The sequence below is a fragment of the Streptococcus mitis genome (genome assembly GCF_000722765.2).
Lineage (GTDB): Bacteria > Bacillota > Bacilli > Lactobacillales > Streptococcaceae > Streptococcus > Streptococcus mitis_AQ.
In genome coordinates this window covers 1,167,229-1,186,332 of record NZ_CP028415.1, presented here as the reverse complement: position 1 = coordinate 1,186,332, position 19,104 = coordinate 1,167,229, and the positions used below count along the sequence as shown (strand labels likewise).

Annotated in this window: 17 protein-coding genes and 1 pseudogene; 16 read left to right on the top strand and 2 right to left on the bottom strand. The window is 38.8% G+C overall.

Features of this window, described 5'->3' with window-relative positions; translation table 11 throughout:
• Positions 1-81 precede the first annotated feature (81 nt).
• Positions 82-945 carry a helix-turn-helix domain-containing protein gene (locus SK637_RS06130; RefSeq protein WP_033688975.1) on the bottom strand — a complete coding sequence of 288 codons (864 nt, stop codon included), beginning with the start codon at positions 943-945 and terminating at the stop codon, positions 82-84.
• A 182-nt stretch (positions 946-1,127) separates the two neighbouring features.
• On the opposite strand from SK637_RS06130, the pseudogene SK637_RS10255 reads away from it, so the two are divergent.
• The 6 genes and pseudogenes from SK637_RS10255 to SK637_RS06105 form a co-directional block, all read left to right on the top strand.
• A pseudogene (locus tag SK637_RS10255) lies at positions 1,128-1,237 on the top strand (PhrA family quorum-sensing system peptide); the annotation flags it as partial.
• A 59-nt stretch (positions 1,238-1,296) separates the two neighbouring features.
• Positions 1,297-2,256: a choline-binding protein CbpC gene (cbpC, locus tag SK637_RS06125; protein WP_033688974.1), complete on the top strand. Its 960-nt coding sequence runs from the start codon at positions 1,297-1,299 to the stop codon at positions 2,254-2,256.
• 124 nt (positions 2,257-2,380) lie between these two features.
• On the top strand, positions 2,381-3,286 hold the full coding sequence (gla, locus tag SK637_RS06120; protein WP_033688973.1) for an aquaglyceroporin Gla: 906 nt from the start codon (positions 2,381-2,383) through the stop codon (positions 3,284-3,286).
• 123 nt (positions 3,287-3,409) lie between these two features.
• Positions 3,410-4,135: a CppA family protein gene (locus SK637_RS06115; RefSeq protein ID WP_033688972.1), complete on the top strand. Its 726-nt coding sequence runs from the start codon at positions 3,410-3,412 to the stop codon at positions 4,133-4,135.
• Positions 4,132-5,067 (top strand): serine hydrolase domain-containing protein, encoded by a 936-nt coding sequence (locus SK637_RS06110; RefSeq protein WP_033688971.1) that lies wholly within the window; start codon positions 4,132-4,134, stop codon positions 5,065-5,067. The genes SK637_RS06115 and SK637_RS06110 overlap by 4 nt, the downstream gene beginning before the upstream one ends.
• Before the next feature lie 8 nt (positions 5,068-5,075).
• Positions 5,076-5,972, top strand: coding sequence for a DMT family transporter (locus tag SK637_RS06105; protein WP_033688970.1), 897 nt, complete (start codon positions 5,076-5,078; stop codon positions 5,970-5,972).
• Positions 5,973-6,013: 41 nt separating this feature from the next.
• On the opposite strand, the gene SK637_RS06100 is transcribed toward SK637_RS06105, so the two are convergent.
• On the bottom strand, positions 6,014-6,712 hold the full coding sequence (locus SK637_RS06100; RefSeq protein WP_033688969.1) for a GntR family transcriptional regulator: 699 nt from the start codon (positions 6,710-6,712) through the stop codon (positions 6,014-6,016).
• 141 nt (positions 6,713-6,853) lie between these two features.
• Between SK637_RS06100 and guaA the strand changes: the two genes are divergently transcribed.
• From guaA to atpD, 10 genes are all read left to right on the top strand, one after another.
• Positions 6,854-8,416, top strand: a complete 1,563-nt coding sequence (guaA, locus tag SK637_RS06095; protein WP_033688968.1) for a glutamine-hydrolyzing GMP synthase — start codon at positions 6,854-6,856, stop codon at positions 8,414-8,416.
• 520 nt (positions 8,417-8,936) lie between these two features.
• Complete coding sequence (locus tag SK637_RS10250) at positions 8,937-11,411, top strand: G5 domain-containing protein (protein WP_033688967.1); 2,475 nt, start codon at positions 8,937-8,939, stop codon at positions 11,409-11,411.
• A 185-nt stretch (positions 11,412-11,596) separates the two neighbouring features.
• Positions 11,597-12,883, top strand: coding sequence for a peptidase U32 family protein (locus SK637_RS06085; RefSeq protein ID WP_033688966.1), 1,287 nt, complete (start codon positions 11,597-11,599; stop codon positions 12,881-12,883).
• 314 nt (positions 12,884-13,197) lie between these two features.
• Entirely contained in the window at positions 13,198-13,398 is a 201-nt protein-coding gene (locus SK637_RS06080) for a F0F1 ATP synthase subunit C (protein WP_001054559.1), read from the top strand.
• Positions 13,399-13,430: 32 nt separating this feature from the next.
• Positions 13,431-14,144, top strand: a complete 714-nt coding sequence (atpB, locus tag SK637_RS06075; RefSeq protein ID WP_000392858.1) for a F0F1 ATP synthase subunit A — start codon at positions 13,431-13,433, stop codon at positions 14,142-14,144.
• A 13-nt stretch (positions 14,145-14,157) separates the two neighbouring features.
• The gene (gene atpF / locus SK637_RS06070; RefSeq protein ID WP_000558549.1) at positions 14,158-14,652 is read left to right on the top strand and encodes a F0F1 ATP synthase subunit B; all 495 of its coding nucleotides are present in this window, start codon (positions 14,158-14,160) and stop codon (positions 14,650-14,652) included.
• A complete protein-coding gene (locus SK637_RS06065) occupies positions 14,652-15,188 on the top strand; it encodes a F0F1 ATP synthase subunit delta (protein WP_033688964.1) in 537 nt (178 codons plus the stop codon). The genes atpF and SK637_RS06065 overlap by 1 nt, the downstream gene beginning before the upstream one ends.
• A 14-nt stretch (positions 15,189-15,202) precedes the next feature.
• Complete coding sequence (atpA, locus tag SK637_RS06060) at positions 15,203-16,708, top strand: F0F1 ATP synthase subunit alpha (RefSeq protein ID WP_023942963.1); 1,506 nt, start codon at positions 15,203-15,205, stop codon at positions 16,706-16,708.
• Between the two features lie 15 nt (positions 16,709-16,723).
• A complete protein-coding gene (locus tag SK637_RS06055; RefSeq protein WP_033688963.1) occupies positions 16,724-17,602 on the top strand; it encodes a F0F1 ATP synthase subunit gamma in 879 nt (292 codons plus the stop codon).
• 85 nt (positions 17,603-17,687) lie between these two features.
• Positions 17,688-19,094 (top strand): F0F1 ATP synthase subunit beta, encoded by a 1,407-nt coding sequence (gene atpD / locus SK637_RS06050; RefSeq protein ID WP_000094357.1) that lies wholly within the window; start codon positions 17,688-17,690, stop codon positions 19,092-19,094.
• Positions 19,095-19,104: the final 10 nt, after the last annotated feature.

Genomic DNA, 19,104 nt, shown 5'->3' with positions numbered 1-19,104 from the left:
TTATAAGGCTGATAGTATTAATTTCACTATCAGCCTTACAGGTTATTTAACGTTTCAGAAAAACTATAATGTCAAGATTAACTAAACAGTATCTAATTCCTTCAAATAATTTTCTATCTTCATCAACATTAAAGGATTGTTATAAATCTTACATAACTCTCTTGCTTCTATATAATAATTTTTGACTTGTTCTTTGTCTAGAAATTTGGCTCCAGCATTTCCTACAAGAATAAGTAGGGGAGCCAGTTGGTAGCTTGTCTGTCTTTGTTTACAGAGTTCAATCGTCTCAAGAGCTTCTTGGATGGCTTCGTTATATTTTTCCTTTGATACTAGGTAGTGAGCGTAGTTGTAACGAACTCTGATGTAGCCAAATAAAAACTCTTGGTGCTCAAAATTTTTTGTCTGATATAACTCCATCAAATGAGAGTAGTTTGCCTCATATTCTTGTTCGAGACCCACTAAGGAATAGAAATTAGATAGAGTATTCAATGCCTTTAAATAAATCAGAGTATTTGAGGAGACTTTTAATAATATATTTTCCAATGAAGAAATAGCCTCACACTTACTGTCATATTGATAGAAGTCAATAATAGCTTTAATCCACTCAAGGTAAGTTCGGTCTTCTAGTGTTAGAAAAGTACTTCGTTCAATCTCTATTCTATAAATATATTCCAAATCGTCATAATTCCTATCATCTAATAAGCGAGCAGATAATTGCTTGAAGTGAGAGAGGTTAGACTTAACTTCGATTTGTTCATTGAAAAAGTAATCCAAAGGGACTTCAAGTCGTTGAGAGAGTTTGAATAACAAGTCTGCGGAGGGAATAAAATGACCTCTTTCAATTTTACTAATCTGACTTTGTTCACAAATTCCTTCTGCAAGAGTTTGTTGGGAGAGACCTAACTCTTTTCTCTTTACTCTGAATTTCTCAGCGAGTATATTCATAAAAAATATTGTTCCTTTCTACTTAACTTAATTATATTTCTTTTAGTTAAAAATAGCAAACCCAAAATAAAAAATGCTTATGCGTTATAATAATAAAAAAAGTCAAAATAAACATAAAAATTTGACTGATCTTCATATGTGTGTTAGAATTAAGCAGAAAGAAAGGAGGTTCACAATATAAGATGAGGAGAAATCGTGGAATTAAAAAATAGTTATATTTGTATTACTAAGCGTTCTTGCATTTGGTAATACAATTCCCTATCAACAGTTTGTTCAGAAGAATAGACAAATGGTAAGGTTTATAACTTCTCCTCATCTGGTGTGTTAATTTAATATTGGAGGTATATATAAATGAAACTTTTTAAAAAAACTATGCAAGTTGGACTGACAGTATTTTTCTTTGGTTTGCTAGCGATAAATACTGTATTTGCGGATACCACAGGTGGTCAATTTGTTGATAAGGATAATAGAAAATATTATGTAAAAGATGATCATAAAGCAATCTATTGGCATAAAATAGACGGTAAAACTTACTATTTTGGTGATAAAGGAGAAATGGTAGTTGGATGGCAATACTTAGAAATTCCTGGAACAGGTTATCGTGATGATTTATTTGATAATCGTCCAGTCTTCGAAATTGGCCTTCAGGAGAAGTGGTACTATTTTGGACAAGATGGTGCTTTGCTAGAACAAACAGATAAACAAGTACTAGAGGCAAAAACGTCTGAAAATACAGGAAAAGTATACGGTGAACAATATCCTCTATCTGCTGAAAAGAGAACTTATTATTTTGATAATAATTATGCTGTAAAGACAGGCTGGATTTATGAAGACGGCAATTGGTATTATTTAAATAAGCTAGGAAATTTTGGCGATGATTCTTACAATCCACTACCAATTGGTGAAGTTGCTAAGGGTTGGACTCAAGATTTTCATGTTACTATTGACATTGATAGAAGCAAACCTGCTCCATGGTACTACTTGGATCCAAAAACTGGAATCATGCAAACTGGTTGGTATCAACTTGGCAATAAGTGGTACTACCTCCGTTCATCAGGAGCAATGGCAACTGGTTGGTATCAGGAAGGCTCAACTTGGTACTATTTAGATGCTGAAAATGGTGATATGAAAACTGGTTGGTATAAAGATGGTTCAATATGGTACTATCTAAATGCAAGTAATGGAGATATGAAAACAGGCTGGTTCCAAGTCAATGGTAAATGGTACTATGCGTATGGTTCAGGTGCTCTAGCTGTTAATACCACAGTAGATGGTTACTACGTAAACTATAATGGTGAGTGGGTTAAGTAACGAATGCTAATAGTCACATAATAAAACCGCTTTCTCATACATTATTTTAGAAAACCTGTTGCTAAAAGATATAAAAATTGATAGAATAAGGATTGTCTAAAAAATTTTAAGGAGAATCTATCAAATGGATTTCACATGGGCAATTAAATATGCCACTGAATTTTTGGCTACTGCTCTTTTGATCATTCTTGGGAATGGTGCAGTTGCCAACGTTGAACTTAAAGGTACGAAAGGTCACCAAAGTGGCTGGATCGTTATCGCTGTTGGTTATGGTATGGGGGTTATGATGCCAGCCTTGATGTTTGGTAACGTATCTGGTAACCACATCAACCCAGCTTTCACACTTGGACTTGCAGTAAGCGGTCTCTTCCCTTGGGCACAAGTAGCGCCTTACATCATTGCTCAAGTTTTGGGTGCTATCTTTGGTCAAGCATTGGTTGTGGCAACACACCGCCCATATTACTTGAAAACTGAAAATCCAAACAACATCTTGGGTACTTTCTCAACAATTTCAAGTTTGGATAATGGTTCAAAAGAATCACATTTTGCAGCAACTGTTAATGGTTTTGTAAACGAGTTTGTTGGTTCATTTGTTCTTTTCTTTGGAGCGCTTGGTTTGACTAAACACTTCTTTGGTGCTGAACTAGTATCAAAAGCACAAGCTGCTATCAATGCTCAAGTTGCACAAGCAACTACTCAAGGTCAAACAATTCCTCAAGAACAAGTAACAGCAGCACTTGATCAAGCTAAAGAACAAGTAGCACCATTTATGACATCTGGTCTTGGAATTGCACACTTGGCACTTGGATTCCTTGTTATGGCCTTGGTAACATCACTTGGTGGCCCTACAGGACCTGCCTTGAACCCAGCCCGTGACTTGGGACCACGTCTCCTTCATGCTTTCCTTCCAAAATCAGTTCTTGGTGAGCACAAAGGTGATTCAAAATGGTGGTATTCTTGGGTACCAGTAGTAGCACCGATCGCAGCAGCAATTTCGGCAGTAGCTATCTTCAAATTCCTTTACCTATAAGAAATTGAGACCGAGGGAATCCTCGGTTTTTTAGATGACATTTTACGAAAAATCGGTAAATTTGAGCATAATATCTTGTAAAAAATTCTAAAATCCTTTAAAATAAAAGAGTTGGAGGAATTTATGAATGTAAATCAAATTGTACGGATTATTCCTACTTTAAAAGTTAATAATAGAAAATTAAATGAAACATTTTATATAGAAACCCTTGGCATGAAGGCCTTGCTTGAAGAATCAGCCTTTCTGTCACTAGGTGATCAAACAGGTTTAGAAAAGTTGGTTTTAGAAGAAGCTCCAAGTATGCGAACTCGTAAGGTAGAGGGAAGAAAAAAACTAGCTAGATTGATTGTCAAGGTGGAAAATCCCTTAGAAATCGAGTCCTTATTAGCTAAAACAGATTCGATTCATCAATTATATAAAGGTCAAAATGGCTACGCTTTTGAAATTTACTCTCCAGAAGATGATTTGATTCTGATTCATGCGGAAGATGATAGAGCAAACCTAGTAGAAGTAGGAGAAATGCCTGGATTTCAAACAGATTTGGAATCAATTTCTTTAAGCAAATTTGAGATTTCCATGGAATTACATCTCCCAACGGATGTTGAAAGTTTCTTGGAAGTATCTGAAATTGGGGCATCCCTTGATTTTATCCCAGCTCAGGGGCAAGATTTGACTGTGGATAATACGGCTACTTGGGACTTATCTATGCTCAAGTTCTTGGTCAATGAACTAGATATAGAAAGTCTTCGCCAGAAGTTTGATTCTACAGAATATTTTATTCCTAAGTCTGAAAAATTCTTCCTTGGTAAAGATCGAAATAATGTTGAATTGTGGTTTGAAGCAGTATGAAGTGGACCAAGATTATTAAAAAAATAGAAGAACAAATCGAGGCAGGGATTTATCCCGGAGCCTCTTTTGCGTATTTTAAGGACCATCAATGGACGGAGTTCTATTTAGGCCAGAGTGACCCAGAGCATGGCTTGCAGACAGAGGCAGGACTAGTTTACGACCTAGCTAGTGTCAGCAAGGTTGTTGGGGTTGGAACGGTTTTTACCTTCTTGTGGGAAAAAGGAAAATTAGATATTGATAGGCCTGTAACAGATTTTTTATCAGAGAGTGATTATCCAGACATCACTATTCGCCAGCTCTTAACCCATGCTACAAACCTTGATCCGTTTATTCCCAATCGTGATCTTTTAACAGCACCTGAATTAAAGGAAGCGATGTTTCATCTCAATAGACGAAGTCAGCCAGCCTTTCTTTATTCGGATGTCCATTTTTTGCTGTTAGGTTTTATCTTGGAAAGAATCTTTAATCAAGACTTGGATTTGATTTTACAGGAACAAGTTTTTAATCCTTGGAGAATGACGGAAACCCAGTTTGGTCCTGTTGAGCGTGCTGTTCCAACAGTTAGAGGTGTAGAGGCAGGTCTGGTACATGATCCCAAGGCTCGCCTCCTAGGCATACATGCTGGTAGTGCTGGTTTGTTTTCGACTGTAAAGGATTTACAAATCTTTTTAGAACACTATTTAGCAGATGATTTTGCAAGAGATTTGAGTCAAAATTTTTCTCCTTTGGATGACAAGGAACGTTCTTTGGCATGGAATTTGGAAGGAGATTGGCTAGACCATACGGGCTATACAGGTACCTTTATCATGTGGAATCGTCAGAAGCAAGAAGGGGTTATTTTTCTATCGAATCGTACCTATGAAAAGGACGAGAGAGCTCAATGGATTATAGACCGCAATCAAGTGATGGACTTGATTCGCAAAGAAGAGTAAGGAGAGACATGTCAAACAGTTTAAAAGGGACTCTATTAACAGTTGTGGCTGGGATTGCTTGGGGATTGTCAGGAACGAGTGGCCAATACCTGATGGCACACGGAATTTCGGCTCTGGTCTTGACCAACTTGCGCCTTTTAATCGCTGGTGGAATTCTCATGCTCTTGGCTTATGCTACTGCAAAGGATAAAATGCTGGCCTTTTTAACGGATAAGAAGAGTTTGCTGTCTCTTCTCATTTTTGCTCTAATTGGTCTATTCCTCAATCAATTTGCCTATCTAACTGCTATTCAGGAGACCAATGCAGGTACCGCGACAGTGCTTCAGTATGTTTGTCCTGTTGGAATTTTGATTTATAGCTGTATCAAGGATAAGGTGGCGCCGACACTGGGAGAGATTGTTTCTATCATATTAGCCATCGGAGGAACCTTCCTGATTGCAACTCATGGGCAGTTGGACCAGTTATCCATGACACCTGCAGGCCTGTTCTGGGGTCTCTTTTCTGCTCTGACTTACGCACTTTATATCATTTTGCCTATAGCCTTGATTAAGAAGTGGGGGAGTAGCTTGGTCATTGGTGTAGGAATGGTCATAGCAGGTTTGGTCGCCCTTCCTTTTACAGGGGTTCTACTGGCCAATATACCGACTAGTCTTGATTTTCTCCTTGCATTTGCGGGCATTATCCTTATCGGGACTGTTTTTGCCTATACAGCCTTCTTAAAAGGAACCAGTCTGATTGGACCGGTTAAGTCAAGCTTGTTGGCTTCAATTGAGCCAATCTCTGCGGTTTTCTTTGCTTTCCTAATTATGAATGAACAATTTTATCCCATTGATTTTCTTGGTATGGCAATGATATTGTTTGCTGTAACTCTGATTTCTTTGAAAGATTTACTCTTAGAAAAATAAAAAGACTCTTTGTCCGTGACAGAGAGTTTTTGCCTAGTAATTTAATTATTTTCAAGATAAAATTCAAAACGTTCGCCTACATATTGACTTTTTACGTATTCAAAAGCTGTTCCATCTTCTAGGTAGGAAACCTGAGTTAAACCAAGAATAGCATGTCCTTTTTCAACTTCCAAATAGTGGGCAATTTTTTCTTTAGCGAGGCGAGCATAAATAGTCTGTTGTGATTTGCCGATGCGGTAGCCATGTTTTTGCAAGGTTTGGAAGAAATGACTGGTGATTTCTTCTTTCTTAAAATCCTTAATGAATTTTTCAGGAATAGAAGCAACTTCATAAACCAGAGGGACTTGGTCGGCATAGCGAACACGCTCCATTCGGATAATATTTTCGGTAGGAGAAATTCCTAGTTTAGCAACTTCCTGCTCATTGGGAATGGTTTTTCTGTAAGAAATGAGCTGGCTAGAGGGAATTTTGCCTTGAGATTTGACAATTTCAGTAAAACTGGTTGTCCCTCGCATCTTTTCTTGTACTCGAGTACTGGAAACAAAGGTGCCGCTTCCTACACGGCGCTCTAAAACTCCTTCTTCGACCAAGAGGGAAATAGCTTGGCGGAGGGTCATGCGGCTGACCTCAAACTGCTCTGCTAAGTCTCGTTCACTGGGAAGTCTCTCACCAATAGCCCAACGATGTTCGTCAATATCCTTTTTAATCTGATCATGGATTTTCATATAAGCAGGTAGCATATTTTTCACTTCATTTCTATCTTTTCTCTATTGTACCCCAATAAACTAGAAAAAGTCAATCTTCGCCTTGTTTAGTTGGTAATTCGCCCTTATTTGTGATAGAATATTGGAAAAAGATATTTCTTTTGAGAAAGGAAAAAGATGAGCAACATTTCAACTGATTTGCAAGATGTAGAAAAAATCATCGTATTGGATTATGGTAGCCAATACAACCAGCTGATTTCACGCCGTATCCGTGAGATTGGTGTTTTTTCAGAATTAAAGAGCCATAAAATTTCAGCTGCTGAAGTTCGTGAAATCAATCCTGTAGGAATCATCCTTTCAGGTGGTCCAAACTCTGTATACGAAGATGGTTCATTCGATATTGACCCAGAAATCTTCGAGCTTGGAGTTCCAATTTTGGGAATCTGTTATGGTATGCAATTATTAACCCATAAACTTGGAGGGAAAGTTGTCCCTGCAGCTGATGCTGGAAATCGTGAATACGGTCAATCAACCCTAACACATACACCATCAGCTCTTTTTGAATCAACACCTGATGAACAGACTGTATTGATGAGCCATGGTGATGCGGTTACTGAGATTCCTGCTGACTTTGTTCGTACAGGTACATCAGCTGACTGCCCATACGCAGCCATCGAAAACCCTGATAAACATATTTACGGTATCCAATTCCACCCAGAAGTTCGTCATTCTGTATACGGAAATGATATCCTTCGTAACTTTGCCCTTAACATCTGTAAAGCTAAAGGCGACTGGACAATGGATAACTTCATTGATATGCAGATCCAAAAAATCCGTAAAACAGTCGGTGATAAACGTGTCCTTCTTGGACTTTCAGGTGGAGTTGACTCATCTGTCGTTGGTGTTCTTCTCCAAAAGGCTATTGGCGATCAATTGATCTGTATCTTCGTAGACCACGGTCTTCTTCGTAAAGGAGAAGCGGACCAAGTTATGGACATGCTTGGTGGTAAGTTTGGTTTGAATATCGTCAAAGCAGACGCTGCTAAACGTTTCCTTGATAAACTTGCTGGCGTTTCTGATCCTGAACAAAAACGTAAAATCATCGGTAACGAGTTTGTCTATGTATTTGATGACGAAGCAAGCAAGCTCAAAGATGTGAAATTCCTTGCTCAAGGTACCTTATATACCGACGTGATTGAGTCTGGTACGGATACTGCTCAAACTATCAAGTCACACCACAACGTGGGAGGGCTCCCAGAAGACATGCAGTTTGAATTGATTGAACCACTCAACACTCTCTATAAAGATGAAGTTCGTGCCCTTGGTACAGAGCTTGGTATGCCAGACCATATCGTATGGCGCCAACCATTCCCAGGACCAGGACTTGCTATCCGTGTCATGGGTGAAATCACTGAAGAGAAACTTGAAACCGTTCGTGAATCAGATGCTATTCTTCGTGAGGAAATTGCTAAAGCAGGTCTTGACCGCGATATCTGGCAATACTTCACAGTTAATACAGGTGTTCGTTCAGTCGGTGTTATGGGTGACGGTCGTACGTACGACTACACAATTGCAATTCGTGCAATCACTTCTATCGATGGTATGACTGCTGATTTTGCTAAAATTCCTTGGGATGTCCTACAAAAAATCTCAGTACGTATCGTAAACGAAGTGGATCACGTTAACCGTATCGTCTACGATATTACAAGTAAACCACCTGCAACCGTTGAGTGGGAGTAAACCTATAAATACTTTACTCTTATAGTAAATGAAAAATAAGAATTTCGAGAGAACAAAATCGTTCTCTCTTTTTTTAGCTGAATATTTTAAGTAAAAGGTTAAGCTATTTTTTCATAAAACAAGACAGAATAGTTACCTCTAAAGTTTCATCATAAGAGAACAGTTATATTCTCTGAATCTACTTTTGAGATGGTAAAAATAGATATACTGATATCCAATCCTTTTATCATATCCTTGATTTCTTAAGTTTTAAAGACAGTTTAATCAGGATTTCTTTTATATATCGATTAAGAAATAAATAATCTGTCTTGAATCCTACCATAGATGTATAAAGAGTCATTTTATTTTTTGTTTCGTATTAGTATTAATCCGTTCTGGTACTGGTTTTTGAATTGTAGAAAATTCTAGTACAGTGGTTAGGAAGTTTTTATAAATTTATTGTATTTAATTCTTGAGTTGATACCTTTACTTTTTTAGTTAATTATGTAATAATATTAACAACATAAATAAATGAAAGTAGGTGTTTCTATTGCATAAAGCAGTAAAACAAGAAAAAGGTCATGGTTACCTCCGTAAAACTAAGTTAGGTTTGTTAAGTGGTATTGTCCTAACTATGGCTTTAGGGAGTTTATTTTTAAATAGTGTTGTAAGCGCTAACGAACAATCTACTAATCCAACAACAAGCGTCCAACCAAGTCAACCGGCAGGTGAAAGTTCACAAAACGAGTTTGAAACTAGTACATCCTATGCTGTAAAAGAAGCAGAGTTGAAAGCAAAAGTAGAAGAAGTGAAAGCGCTAGGTATCACTGTAAATGAAACACCAGTTGAAAATGTTGGTACAGCTAATACTCTTTCTGAAGTAAATCCGTTACGAAAAACTGCTGAAGAAAAAGTTGACGCTGAAATTCAGTCTTTAGAATCAGCAAAAGCGGAACAAGCTCAAGCTGATGCTGATCGAGCTAAGATTGAAGAGATTAAAAATAATCACCTTATTGCAAATTATGTCAACGTAAAAGATAAGATTGCAAGTCAAGTGAATTCAAGATTAGCGTCCGATGATGTTAATAAAGAAATGACACTCAGTAATTTTACTTCTTCTGAGGGTGAAGTTCATTATTTAAATACGGGCTCAGTCGATGTAAGAACTAGAAAGGGCGTTGCAGATGCTTTAGGTCATGATGTAACTACGACTGACCCACATGTTACTGTTAAAACTGGAGCAGCTAATCTTCCGGGTTTGGAGGAACTTAGAGCTAGAGATAGTAGAGCTGGCTATAACGGATATATTGTAGAAGCGAAAAATGGTGAAACTTTTACTTACACAGTGAATCTAGATCAAACCAGTGTATTAACATCTAAATATGGTGTTGCAAGTATTGATACAAGTCTCCGTTTGAATTACACTTTACCTGAGGAAACGAAAGTCTATGCAATTATTCGTGGTCAAGCAATTTTACAAGAAATTTTCGTTAAGAACTTATCTAGACGGGTTGCAGGTCAATCGGACTTAGTTAAGTACACTAAGACATTTACTTATAAAGATGCTAAAGGCCAAGAAATTCCGTTAGATAAATTACTCTCTACAATATTAAATGAACAGGCTTTCGGTGGTAAATCTGTAATTAAACCATCAGATGTACCTGAGAAAAAAATTAAAGAGTTCGAATTAAGGTCACCTATTGGCTCAACAGGACAGGTACTATACGAGTTAAGGAGAGAAAATTCTCTTATAGGTGAAAATACGATTTCATCAAGTAATTATCTAAATGCGCGTATGCCAAGAGGACAAATATCTGCTTATTTAAGTCAAAATACCTTCACCAATAAGATTCCTAAGGTTGAGATAATAGATCCAGATAAGGCTTTGAACGGTGTATCTCGTGACTATCATTTGGTGACTTATACAGAGGTTCAACATAAAGGTAAGGTTACTCAAAAGTTTGTTGATGAACAAGGTGCTGAGATTCGACCGTCTGTTACAAGTGAGGTAAAAGCAGTAGGGGAGCAAATTACATTAACTCATCCGACCGATTTGGACTTTGAAAACAAGCGTTACACCTTTAAAGAACAAGATAAACAGGATATTACTGAGATTATAAAAGGTGAAACTGTCATTACCTATGTGTATAAACAGAAGTATGAGAACAACTTACCACCTGTAGAAACAGAAACAAAAATTCCAATTACAACAACTTATGTAGAAGACAAAACAATCGACTATGGTACGGAAATTGTTGAATCGAACGGTAGCGAAGGTAAAATTGTAACTACAACACCTAAAATTGTGAATGAACTTGATGGTACTGTAACTGACGGTAAGCCGACTGAAAAAGAAACTCCTATGGTACCAAAAGTGGTTAAAGTAGGTACGAAACCAACAGTTGTAGAAACAACCATTCCATATACAACACGTTACGTAGAAGATAGTACAAAAGATAAAGATTATCGTGAAGTAACAAGACCTGGTAAAGCTGGTAAAATAACTACTACGACAACTTATACCTTGAATCCTAATACAGGTGCAGTAACACCGAACGAACCAACCACGATTACTGAAGAGGCAGTAGAAGAAGTTATCACAGTAGGTACGAAACCAAAAGTTGAGGCACCAAAAGTTGAGGCACCAAAGGTTGAGGCACCAAAGGTTGAGGCACCAAAGGTTGAGGCACCAAAGGTTGAGGCACCAAAGGTTGAGGCACCAAAGGTTGAGGCACCAAAGGTTGAGGCACCAAAGGTTGAGACACCAAAGGTTGAGGCACCAAAAGTTGAGGCACCAAAGGCTGAGACACCGAAGGTAGAAGTACCAAAATCAAAGACACCAACTGAACAATCGACAAAAGAAACTTCACAAACTCCGACTTCTGTAGCAAGTAAGAGAGAGGAATTGCCTAATACAGGTACGGAAAATCATGCTAATCTTGTAGTCTTAGGACTTCTAGGAGTTTTGAGTGGATTTGGATTTCTGGCACACAAGAAAAAAGAAGTGGAGAAATAGTTTTCTAACCTATATTAGGAAAGGGCTCACATCTGTGGGCTTTTTCTCTTTGACAATCTTTTTGCTTTAATAATCTAAAAGATTAGAATTGTCAAAACAATCTGTCTAGGCTTGATTTTATGGCTTATTTACTATAAAATGAGAAGGAAAAACGTCAAACTTTTATATTGCAAATAGGAGAAAACATGACAAAAATATTAAAACGTCCTGAGGTTTTATCACCTGCAGGGACTTTAGAGAAGCTAAAAGTAGCTGTTCAGTATGGGGCAGATGCTGTCTTTATCGGTGGTCAGGCCTATGGTCTTCGTAGCCGTGCCGGAAACTTTACCTTTGAACAGATGGAAGAAGGTGTCCAGTTTGCGGCTAAGTATGGAGCTAAGGTCTATGTAGCTGCCAACATGGTGATGCACGAAGGAAATGAAGAGGGGGCTGGTGAGTGGTTCCGTAAACTGCGTGATATCGGAATTGCAGCAGTTATCGTATCTGACCCAGCCTTGATTATGATTGCAGCGACTGAAGCACCAGGCCTTGAAATTCACCTTTCAACTCAAGCAAGTGCGACTAACTATGAAACTCTTGAGTTCTGGAAAGAACTAGGCTTAACTCGTGTTGTTTTGGCGCGTGAGGTTTCAATGGAAGAATTAGCTGAAATTCGCAAACGTACAGATGTTGAGATTGAAGCCTTTGTCCACGGAGCTATGTGTATTTCTTACTCTGGTCGCTGTACGCTTTCAAATCACATGAGTATGCGTGATGCTAACCGTGGTGGATGTTCTCAGTCTTGCCGTTGGAAGTACGACCTTTACGATATGCCGTTTGGTCAAGAACGCAAGAGCTTGAAGGGTGAAATTCCTGAAGAATTTTCAATGTCAGCAGTTGATATGTCTATGATTGACCATATTCCAGATATGATTGAAAATGGAGTGGACAGTCTTAAGATTGAAGGGCGTATGAAGTCTATTCACTACGTATCAACAGTGACCAACTGCTACAAGGCGGCTGTGGATGCATATCTTGAAAGTCCTGAAAAGTTTGAAGCGATCAAACAAGACTTGGTGGATGAGATGTGGAAGGTTGCCCAACGTGAATTAGCTACAGGATTTTACTACGGTACACCATCTGAAAATGAGCAGTTGTTTGGTGCTCGTCGTAAAATTCCTGAGTATAAGTTTGTCGCTGAAGTGGTTTCTTATGATGATACGACACAAACAGCAACTATTCGTCAACGGAACGTTATTAACGAAGGCGACCAAGTTGAGTTTTATGGCCCAGGTTTCCGTCATTTTGAAACTTATATTGAAGATTTGCATGATGCAAAAGGCAATAAAATTGACCGCGCTCCAAATCCAATGGAACTCTTGACAATCAAAGTCCCCCAACCTGTTCAAGCTGGAGATATGGTTCGAGCTCTCAAAGAAGGTCTTATCAATCTTTATAAGGAAGATGGAACCAGTGTCACAGTTCGTGCTTAATAAGCGTGCAGGAGATGAAAGATTTCTAGTTGCTTTCCCTTTAATCCTGCTCACTAAAAGAAAAGAAGTCAAAGAAAATATATCAAATTTCATCCGAGATTTCATCTCGGATTTTTTCATTGTTTTTCAGAAAGGCCTAGATAATGGACGAATTTATAACAAGTTTTTTACAAAGTTTTCTATACAATAGACTCAAAAATAGTAAAATTATAAATAATTTTCATTAAACGCTTTCAATGTTAGTAAAAAGTTGACAAATCCAATTTTTAGGACTAAACTAAGTAAGTAAATTTTAATTAAAAGGAGAATTCGTCATGAATTTAACATTTTTCGGTCTATGTCTTGCCTGTATGGGTGTATCTCTTGGTGAGGGTATGTTGATGAATGGTTTGTTGAAATCAGTAGCTCGCCAACCAGATATTATCGCTGAGTTTCGTAGTTTGATGTTTTTAGGGGTTGCCTTTATTGAAGGAACTTTCTTCGTAACTCTTGTCTTCTCATTTATTATTAAATAACGAAATATAAATTGGAGAAGGGAGAATGTTAGATGGAAGAAAGTATCAATCCAACCATCAATATTGGTCCTGTTACCTTTGATTTAACTTTGACAGCCTTGACTTTGCTGTCTGTGTTTCTGATTTTTGCATTTATCTATTGGGCAAGTCGTAATATGACGTTGAAACCCAAAGGTAAACAAAATGTACTAGAGTATCTCTATGATTTTGTAATTGGATTTACAGAACCTAACCTTGGTTCCCACTACATAAAAGATTACTCACTCTTTTACTTATGTTTATTTCTTTTTATGGTCATCGCTAATAATCTTGGTTTGATGGCTAAACTTCAAACAACAGATGGGACAAACCTTTGGACATCGCCAACTGCAAATCTTTCATTTGACCTTGTCTTGTCTTTCTGTATTATTTTGATGGCGCACATTGAGGGGATTCGTCGCCGTGGGATTAAACAATACCTAAAAGGTTTTGTAACTCCTGCATTTATGACACCGATGAATCTACTTGAAGAAGTCACGAATTTCCTTTCTCTTGCTTTGCGGATTTTTGGGAATATCTTTGCAGGTGAAGTAATGACAAGTTTGCTTCTCTTACTTTCACATCAGGCTATTTTTTGGTATCCAATCGCATTTGGAACAAACTTAGTTTGGACTGCATTTTCCGTGTTCATTTCTTGTGTACAGGCCTATGTCTTTACACTATTGTCCTCTATGTACCTAGGAAATAAAATTAATGATGAAGAGTAGAAAGGAGTAACTGATGCACGTAACAGTAGGTGAATTAATTGGTAATTTTATTTTAATCGCTGGCTCTTTTATCCTTTTGCTAGTCTTGATTAAAAAATTTGCATGGTCTAATATTACAGGCATTTTCGAAGAAAGAGCTGAAAAAATTGCTTCAGATATTGACAGAGCTGAAGAAGCACGTCAAAAAGCGGAAGTATTGGCTCAAAAACGCGAAGATGAATTGGCTGGTAGCCGTAAAGAAGCTAAGACAATCATTGAGAATGCGAAAGAAACAGCTGAGAAAAGTAAAGCTAGTATTTTAGCAGATGCTAAACTAGAAGCAGGACGCTTAAAAGAAAAAGCAAACCAAGAAATTGCTCAAAACAAAGCTGAAGCTTTACAAAGCGTTAAGGGTGAGGTAGCAGATTTGACAATCAGCTTGGCTGGTAAAATCATCTCACAAAACCTTGATGGTCATGCCCATAAAGAACTCATTGATCAGTATATCGATCAGCTAGGAGAAGCTTAATGGACAAGAAAACAGTAAAGGTAATTGAAAAATACAGCATGCCTTTTGTCCAATTGGTACTTGAAAAAGGAGAAGAAGACCGTATCTTTTCAGACTTGACTCAAATCAAGCAAGTTGCTGAAGAAACAGGTTTACCTTCTTTTTTAAAAAAAGTGGCAGTAGACGAGTCTGACAAGGAAAAAACGATTGCTTTCTTCCAAGACTCTGTGTCACCTTTATTGCAAAACTTTATCCAGGTTCTTATCTACAATCACAGAGCAAACCTCTTTTATGATATTCTTGTAGATTGCTTGAACCGACTTGAAAAAGAAACAAATCGATTTGAAGTGACGATTACTTCAGCTCATCCTTTAACTGATGAACAAAAGAGTCGTTTGCTCCCTTTGATTGAGAAAAAAATGTCTCTGAAAGTAAGGAGTGTAAAAGAACAAATCGATGAAAGTCTCATTGGTGGTTTTGTCATTTTTGCCAATCACAAGACAATTGATGTGAGTATTAAACAACAACTTAAAGTTGTTAAAGAAAATTTGAAATAGAAAGTGGTGTTCTTTTGGCAATTAACGCACAAGAAATCAGCGCTTTAATTAAGCAACAAATTGAAAATTTCAAACCCAATTTTGATGTGACTGAAACAGGTGTTGTAACCTATATCGGGGATGGTATCGCGCGTGCTCACGGTCTTGAAAATGCCATGAGTGGAGAGTTGTTGATTTTTGAAAACGGCTCTTATGGTATGGCTCAAAACTTGGAGTCAACAGACGTTGGTATTATCATCCTTGGTGACTTTACAGATATCCGTGAAGGCGATACAATCCGCCGTACAGGTAAAATCATGGAAGTCCCAGTAGGTGAGAGTCTGATTGGTCGTGTTGTGGATCCACTCGGTCGTCCAGTTGACGGTCTTGGAGAAATCCACACAGATAAAACTCGTCCAGTAGAAGCGCCAGCTCCTGGTGTTATGCAGCGTAAGTCTGTATCAGAACCATTGCAAACTGGTTTGAAAGCTATTGACGCCCTTGTACCGATTGGTCGTGGTCAACGTGAGTTGATTATCGGTGACCGTCAGACAGGGAAAACAACCATTGCGATTGATACAATCTTGAACCAAAAAGGTCAAGATATGATCTGTATCTATGTAGCGATTGGACAAAAAGAATCAACAGTTCGTACTCAAGTAGAAACACTTCGTCAGTACGGTGCCTTGGACTACACAATCGTTGTGACAGCCTCTGCTTCACAACCATCTCCATTGCTTTTCCTAGCTCCTTATGCTGGGGTTGCCATGGCGGAAGAATTTATGTACCAAGGCAAGCATGTTTTGATTGTTTATGATGATCTTTCAAAACAAGCGGTAGCTTATCGTGAACTGTCTCTCTTGCTTCGCCGTCCTCCAGGTCGTGAAGCTTTCCCAGGGGATGTTTTCTACCTTCACAGCCGTTTGCTTGAGCGCTCAGCTAAAGTTTCTGATGAACTTGGGGGTGGATCGATTACAGCCCTACCATTTATCGAGACACAAGCAGGAGATATCTCAGCCTATATCGCAACCAACGTGATTTCAATCACTGACGGACAAATCTTCCTTGGTGATGGTCTCTTCAATGCAGGTATTCGTCCAGCCATCGATGCAGGTTCATCTGTATCTCGTGTAGGTGGTTCTGCGCAAATCAAAGCCATGAAAAAGGTTGCTGGTACACTTCGTATCGACCTTGCTTCATACCGTGAGTTGGAAGCTTTCACTAAATTTGGTTCTGACTTGGATGCAGCAACGCAGGCTAAGTTGAATCGTGGTCGTCGTACAGTTGAAGTTTTGAAACAACCTGTTCACAAACCATTACCTGTTGAGAAACAAGTAACCATTCTCTATGCTTTGACACATGGTTTCTTGGATACTGTTCCAGTAGATGACATTGTTCGTTTCGAGGAAGAGTTCCATGCCTTCTTTGACGCTCAACATCCAGAGATTTTAGAAACCATTCGTGATACAAAAGACTTGCCAGAAGAAGCAGTCTTGGATGCTGCGATTACAGAGTTTCTCAATCAATCCAGCTTCCAATAAGAATAGAGGTGTCAGATGGCAGTATCTCTAAATGATATTAAAACAAAAATCGCCTCAACAAAAAATACGAGTCAAATCACTAATGCCATGCAAATGGTATCGGCTGCTAAGCTTGGTCGCTCTGAAGAAGCTGCTCGTAACTTCCAAGTTTACGCTCAGAAAGTTCGCAAGCTCTTGACAGATATCCTTCATGGTAATGGATCTGGTGGCTCAACCAATCCGATGTTGCTTAGCCGTCCAGTTAAGAAGACTGGCTATATCGTCATCACTTCAGACCGCGGTTTGGTTGGAGGTTATAATTCTTCTATTTTGAAAGCCGTTATGGAGTTGAAAGAAGAATACCATCCAGACGGTAAAGGTTTTGAAATGATCTGTATCGGTGGAATGGGAGCTGATTTCTTTAAGGCTCGTGGTATTCAACCACTTTATGAATTACGTGGCTTGGCGGATCAACCTAGCTTTGATGAAGTTCGTAAGATTATTTCAAAAACAGTTGAAATGTACCAAAATGAACTTTTTGATGAGCTCTATGTCTGCTATAACCACCATGTCAATACGCTAACCAGTCAAATGCGTGTGGAACAAATGCTTCCAATTGTTGACTTGGATCCAAATGAAGCGGATGAAGAGTACAGTTTGACTTTTGAATTGGAAACCAGCCGCGAAGAAATTTTGGAGCAGTTGTTGCCTCAGTTTGCAGAAAGTATGATTTACGGTGCTATTATCGATGCTAAGACAGCTGAAAATGCTGCGGGTATGACAGCCATGCAAACAGCGACAGATAATGCTAAGAAAGTCATTAATGATTTGACAATTCAGTATAACCGTGCCAGACAGGCGGCGATTACACAAGAAATTACAGAAATCGTAGCAGGAGCTAGTGCCTTAGAATAGGCTCTAGTCCAGCTCGTATGAAAATGAACTTAGGACCTAGTTAAGCTAGGGACCGACAGTATCTTATATAGAATAGGAGAAGGAGATGAGTTCAGGTAAAATTGCTCAGGTTATCGGTCCTGTTGTAGACGTCTTATTTGCGGCAGGGGAAAAACTTCCTGAGATTAACAATGCACTTGTCGTCTACAAAAATGACGAAAGAAAAACAAAAATCGTCCTTGAAGTAGCCTTGGAGTTGGGAGATGGTATGGTTCGTACTATCGCCATGGAATCAACAGATGGTTTGACTCGTGGAATGGAAGTATTGGACACAGGTCGTCCAATCTCTGTACCAGTAGGTAAAGAAACTTTGGGACGTGTCTTCAATGTTTTGGGAGATACCATTGACTTGGAAGCTCCTTTTACAGAAGATGCAGAGCGTCAGCCAATTCATAAAAAAGCTCCAACTTTTGATGAGTTGTCTACCTCTTCTGAAATCCTTGAAACAGGGATTAAGGTTATCGACCTTCTTGCCCCTTACCTTAAAGGTGGTAAGGTTGGACTTTTCGGTGGTGCCGGAGTTGGTAAAACCGTCTTAATTCAAGAATTGATTCACAACATTGCCCAAGAACACGGTGGTATTTCAGTATTTACCGGTGTTGGTGAACGTACTCGTGAGGGGAATGACCTTTACTGGGAAATGAAAGAATCAGGCGTTATCGAGAAAACAGCCATGGTATTTGGTCAGATGAATGAGCCACCAGGAGCACGTATGCGTGTTGCCCTTACTGGTTTGACAATCGCTGAATACTTCCGTGATGTAGAAGGCCAAGACGTTCTTCTCTTTATCGATAATATCTTCCGTTTCACTCAGGCTGGTTCAGAAGTATCTGCCCTTTTGGGTCGTATGCCATCAGCCGTTGGTTACCAACCAACACTTGCTACGGAAATGGGTCAATTGCAAGAGCGTATCACATCAACCAAGAAGGGTTCTGTAACCTCTATCCAGGCTATCTATGTGCCAGCGGATGACTATACTGACCCAGCGCCAGCAACAGCCTTTGCTCACTTGGATTCAACAACTAACTTGGAACGTAAGTTGGTACAATTGGGTATCTACCCAGCCGTTGACCCACTTGCTTCAAGCTCACGTGCCTTGGCACCTGAAATCGTTGGAGAAGAGCACTATGCAGTTGCTGCTGAGGTAAAACGTGTTCTTCAACGTTACCATGAGTTGCAAGATATCATTGCTATCCTTGGTATGGATGAGCTTTCTGATGAAGAAAAGACCTTGGTTGCACGTGCCCGTCGTATCCAGTTCTTCTTGTCACAAAACTTTAATGTTGCGGAACAATTTACTGGTCAGCCAGGTTCTTATGTCCCAGTTGCTGAAACTGTTCGTGGATTTAAGGAAATCCTTGATGGTAAACACGACCACTTGCCAGAAGATGCCTTCCGTGGTGTAGGTTCTATCGAAGATGTGATTGCAAAAGCTGAAAAAATGGGATTTTAAGAGGTGATCT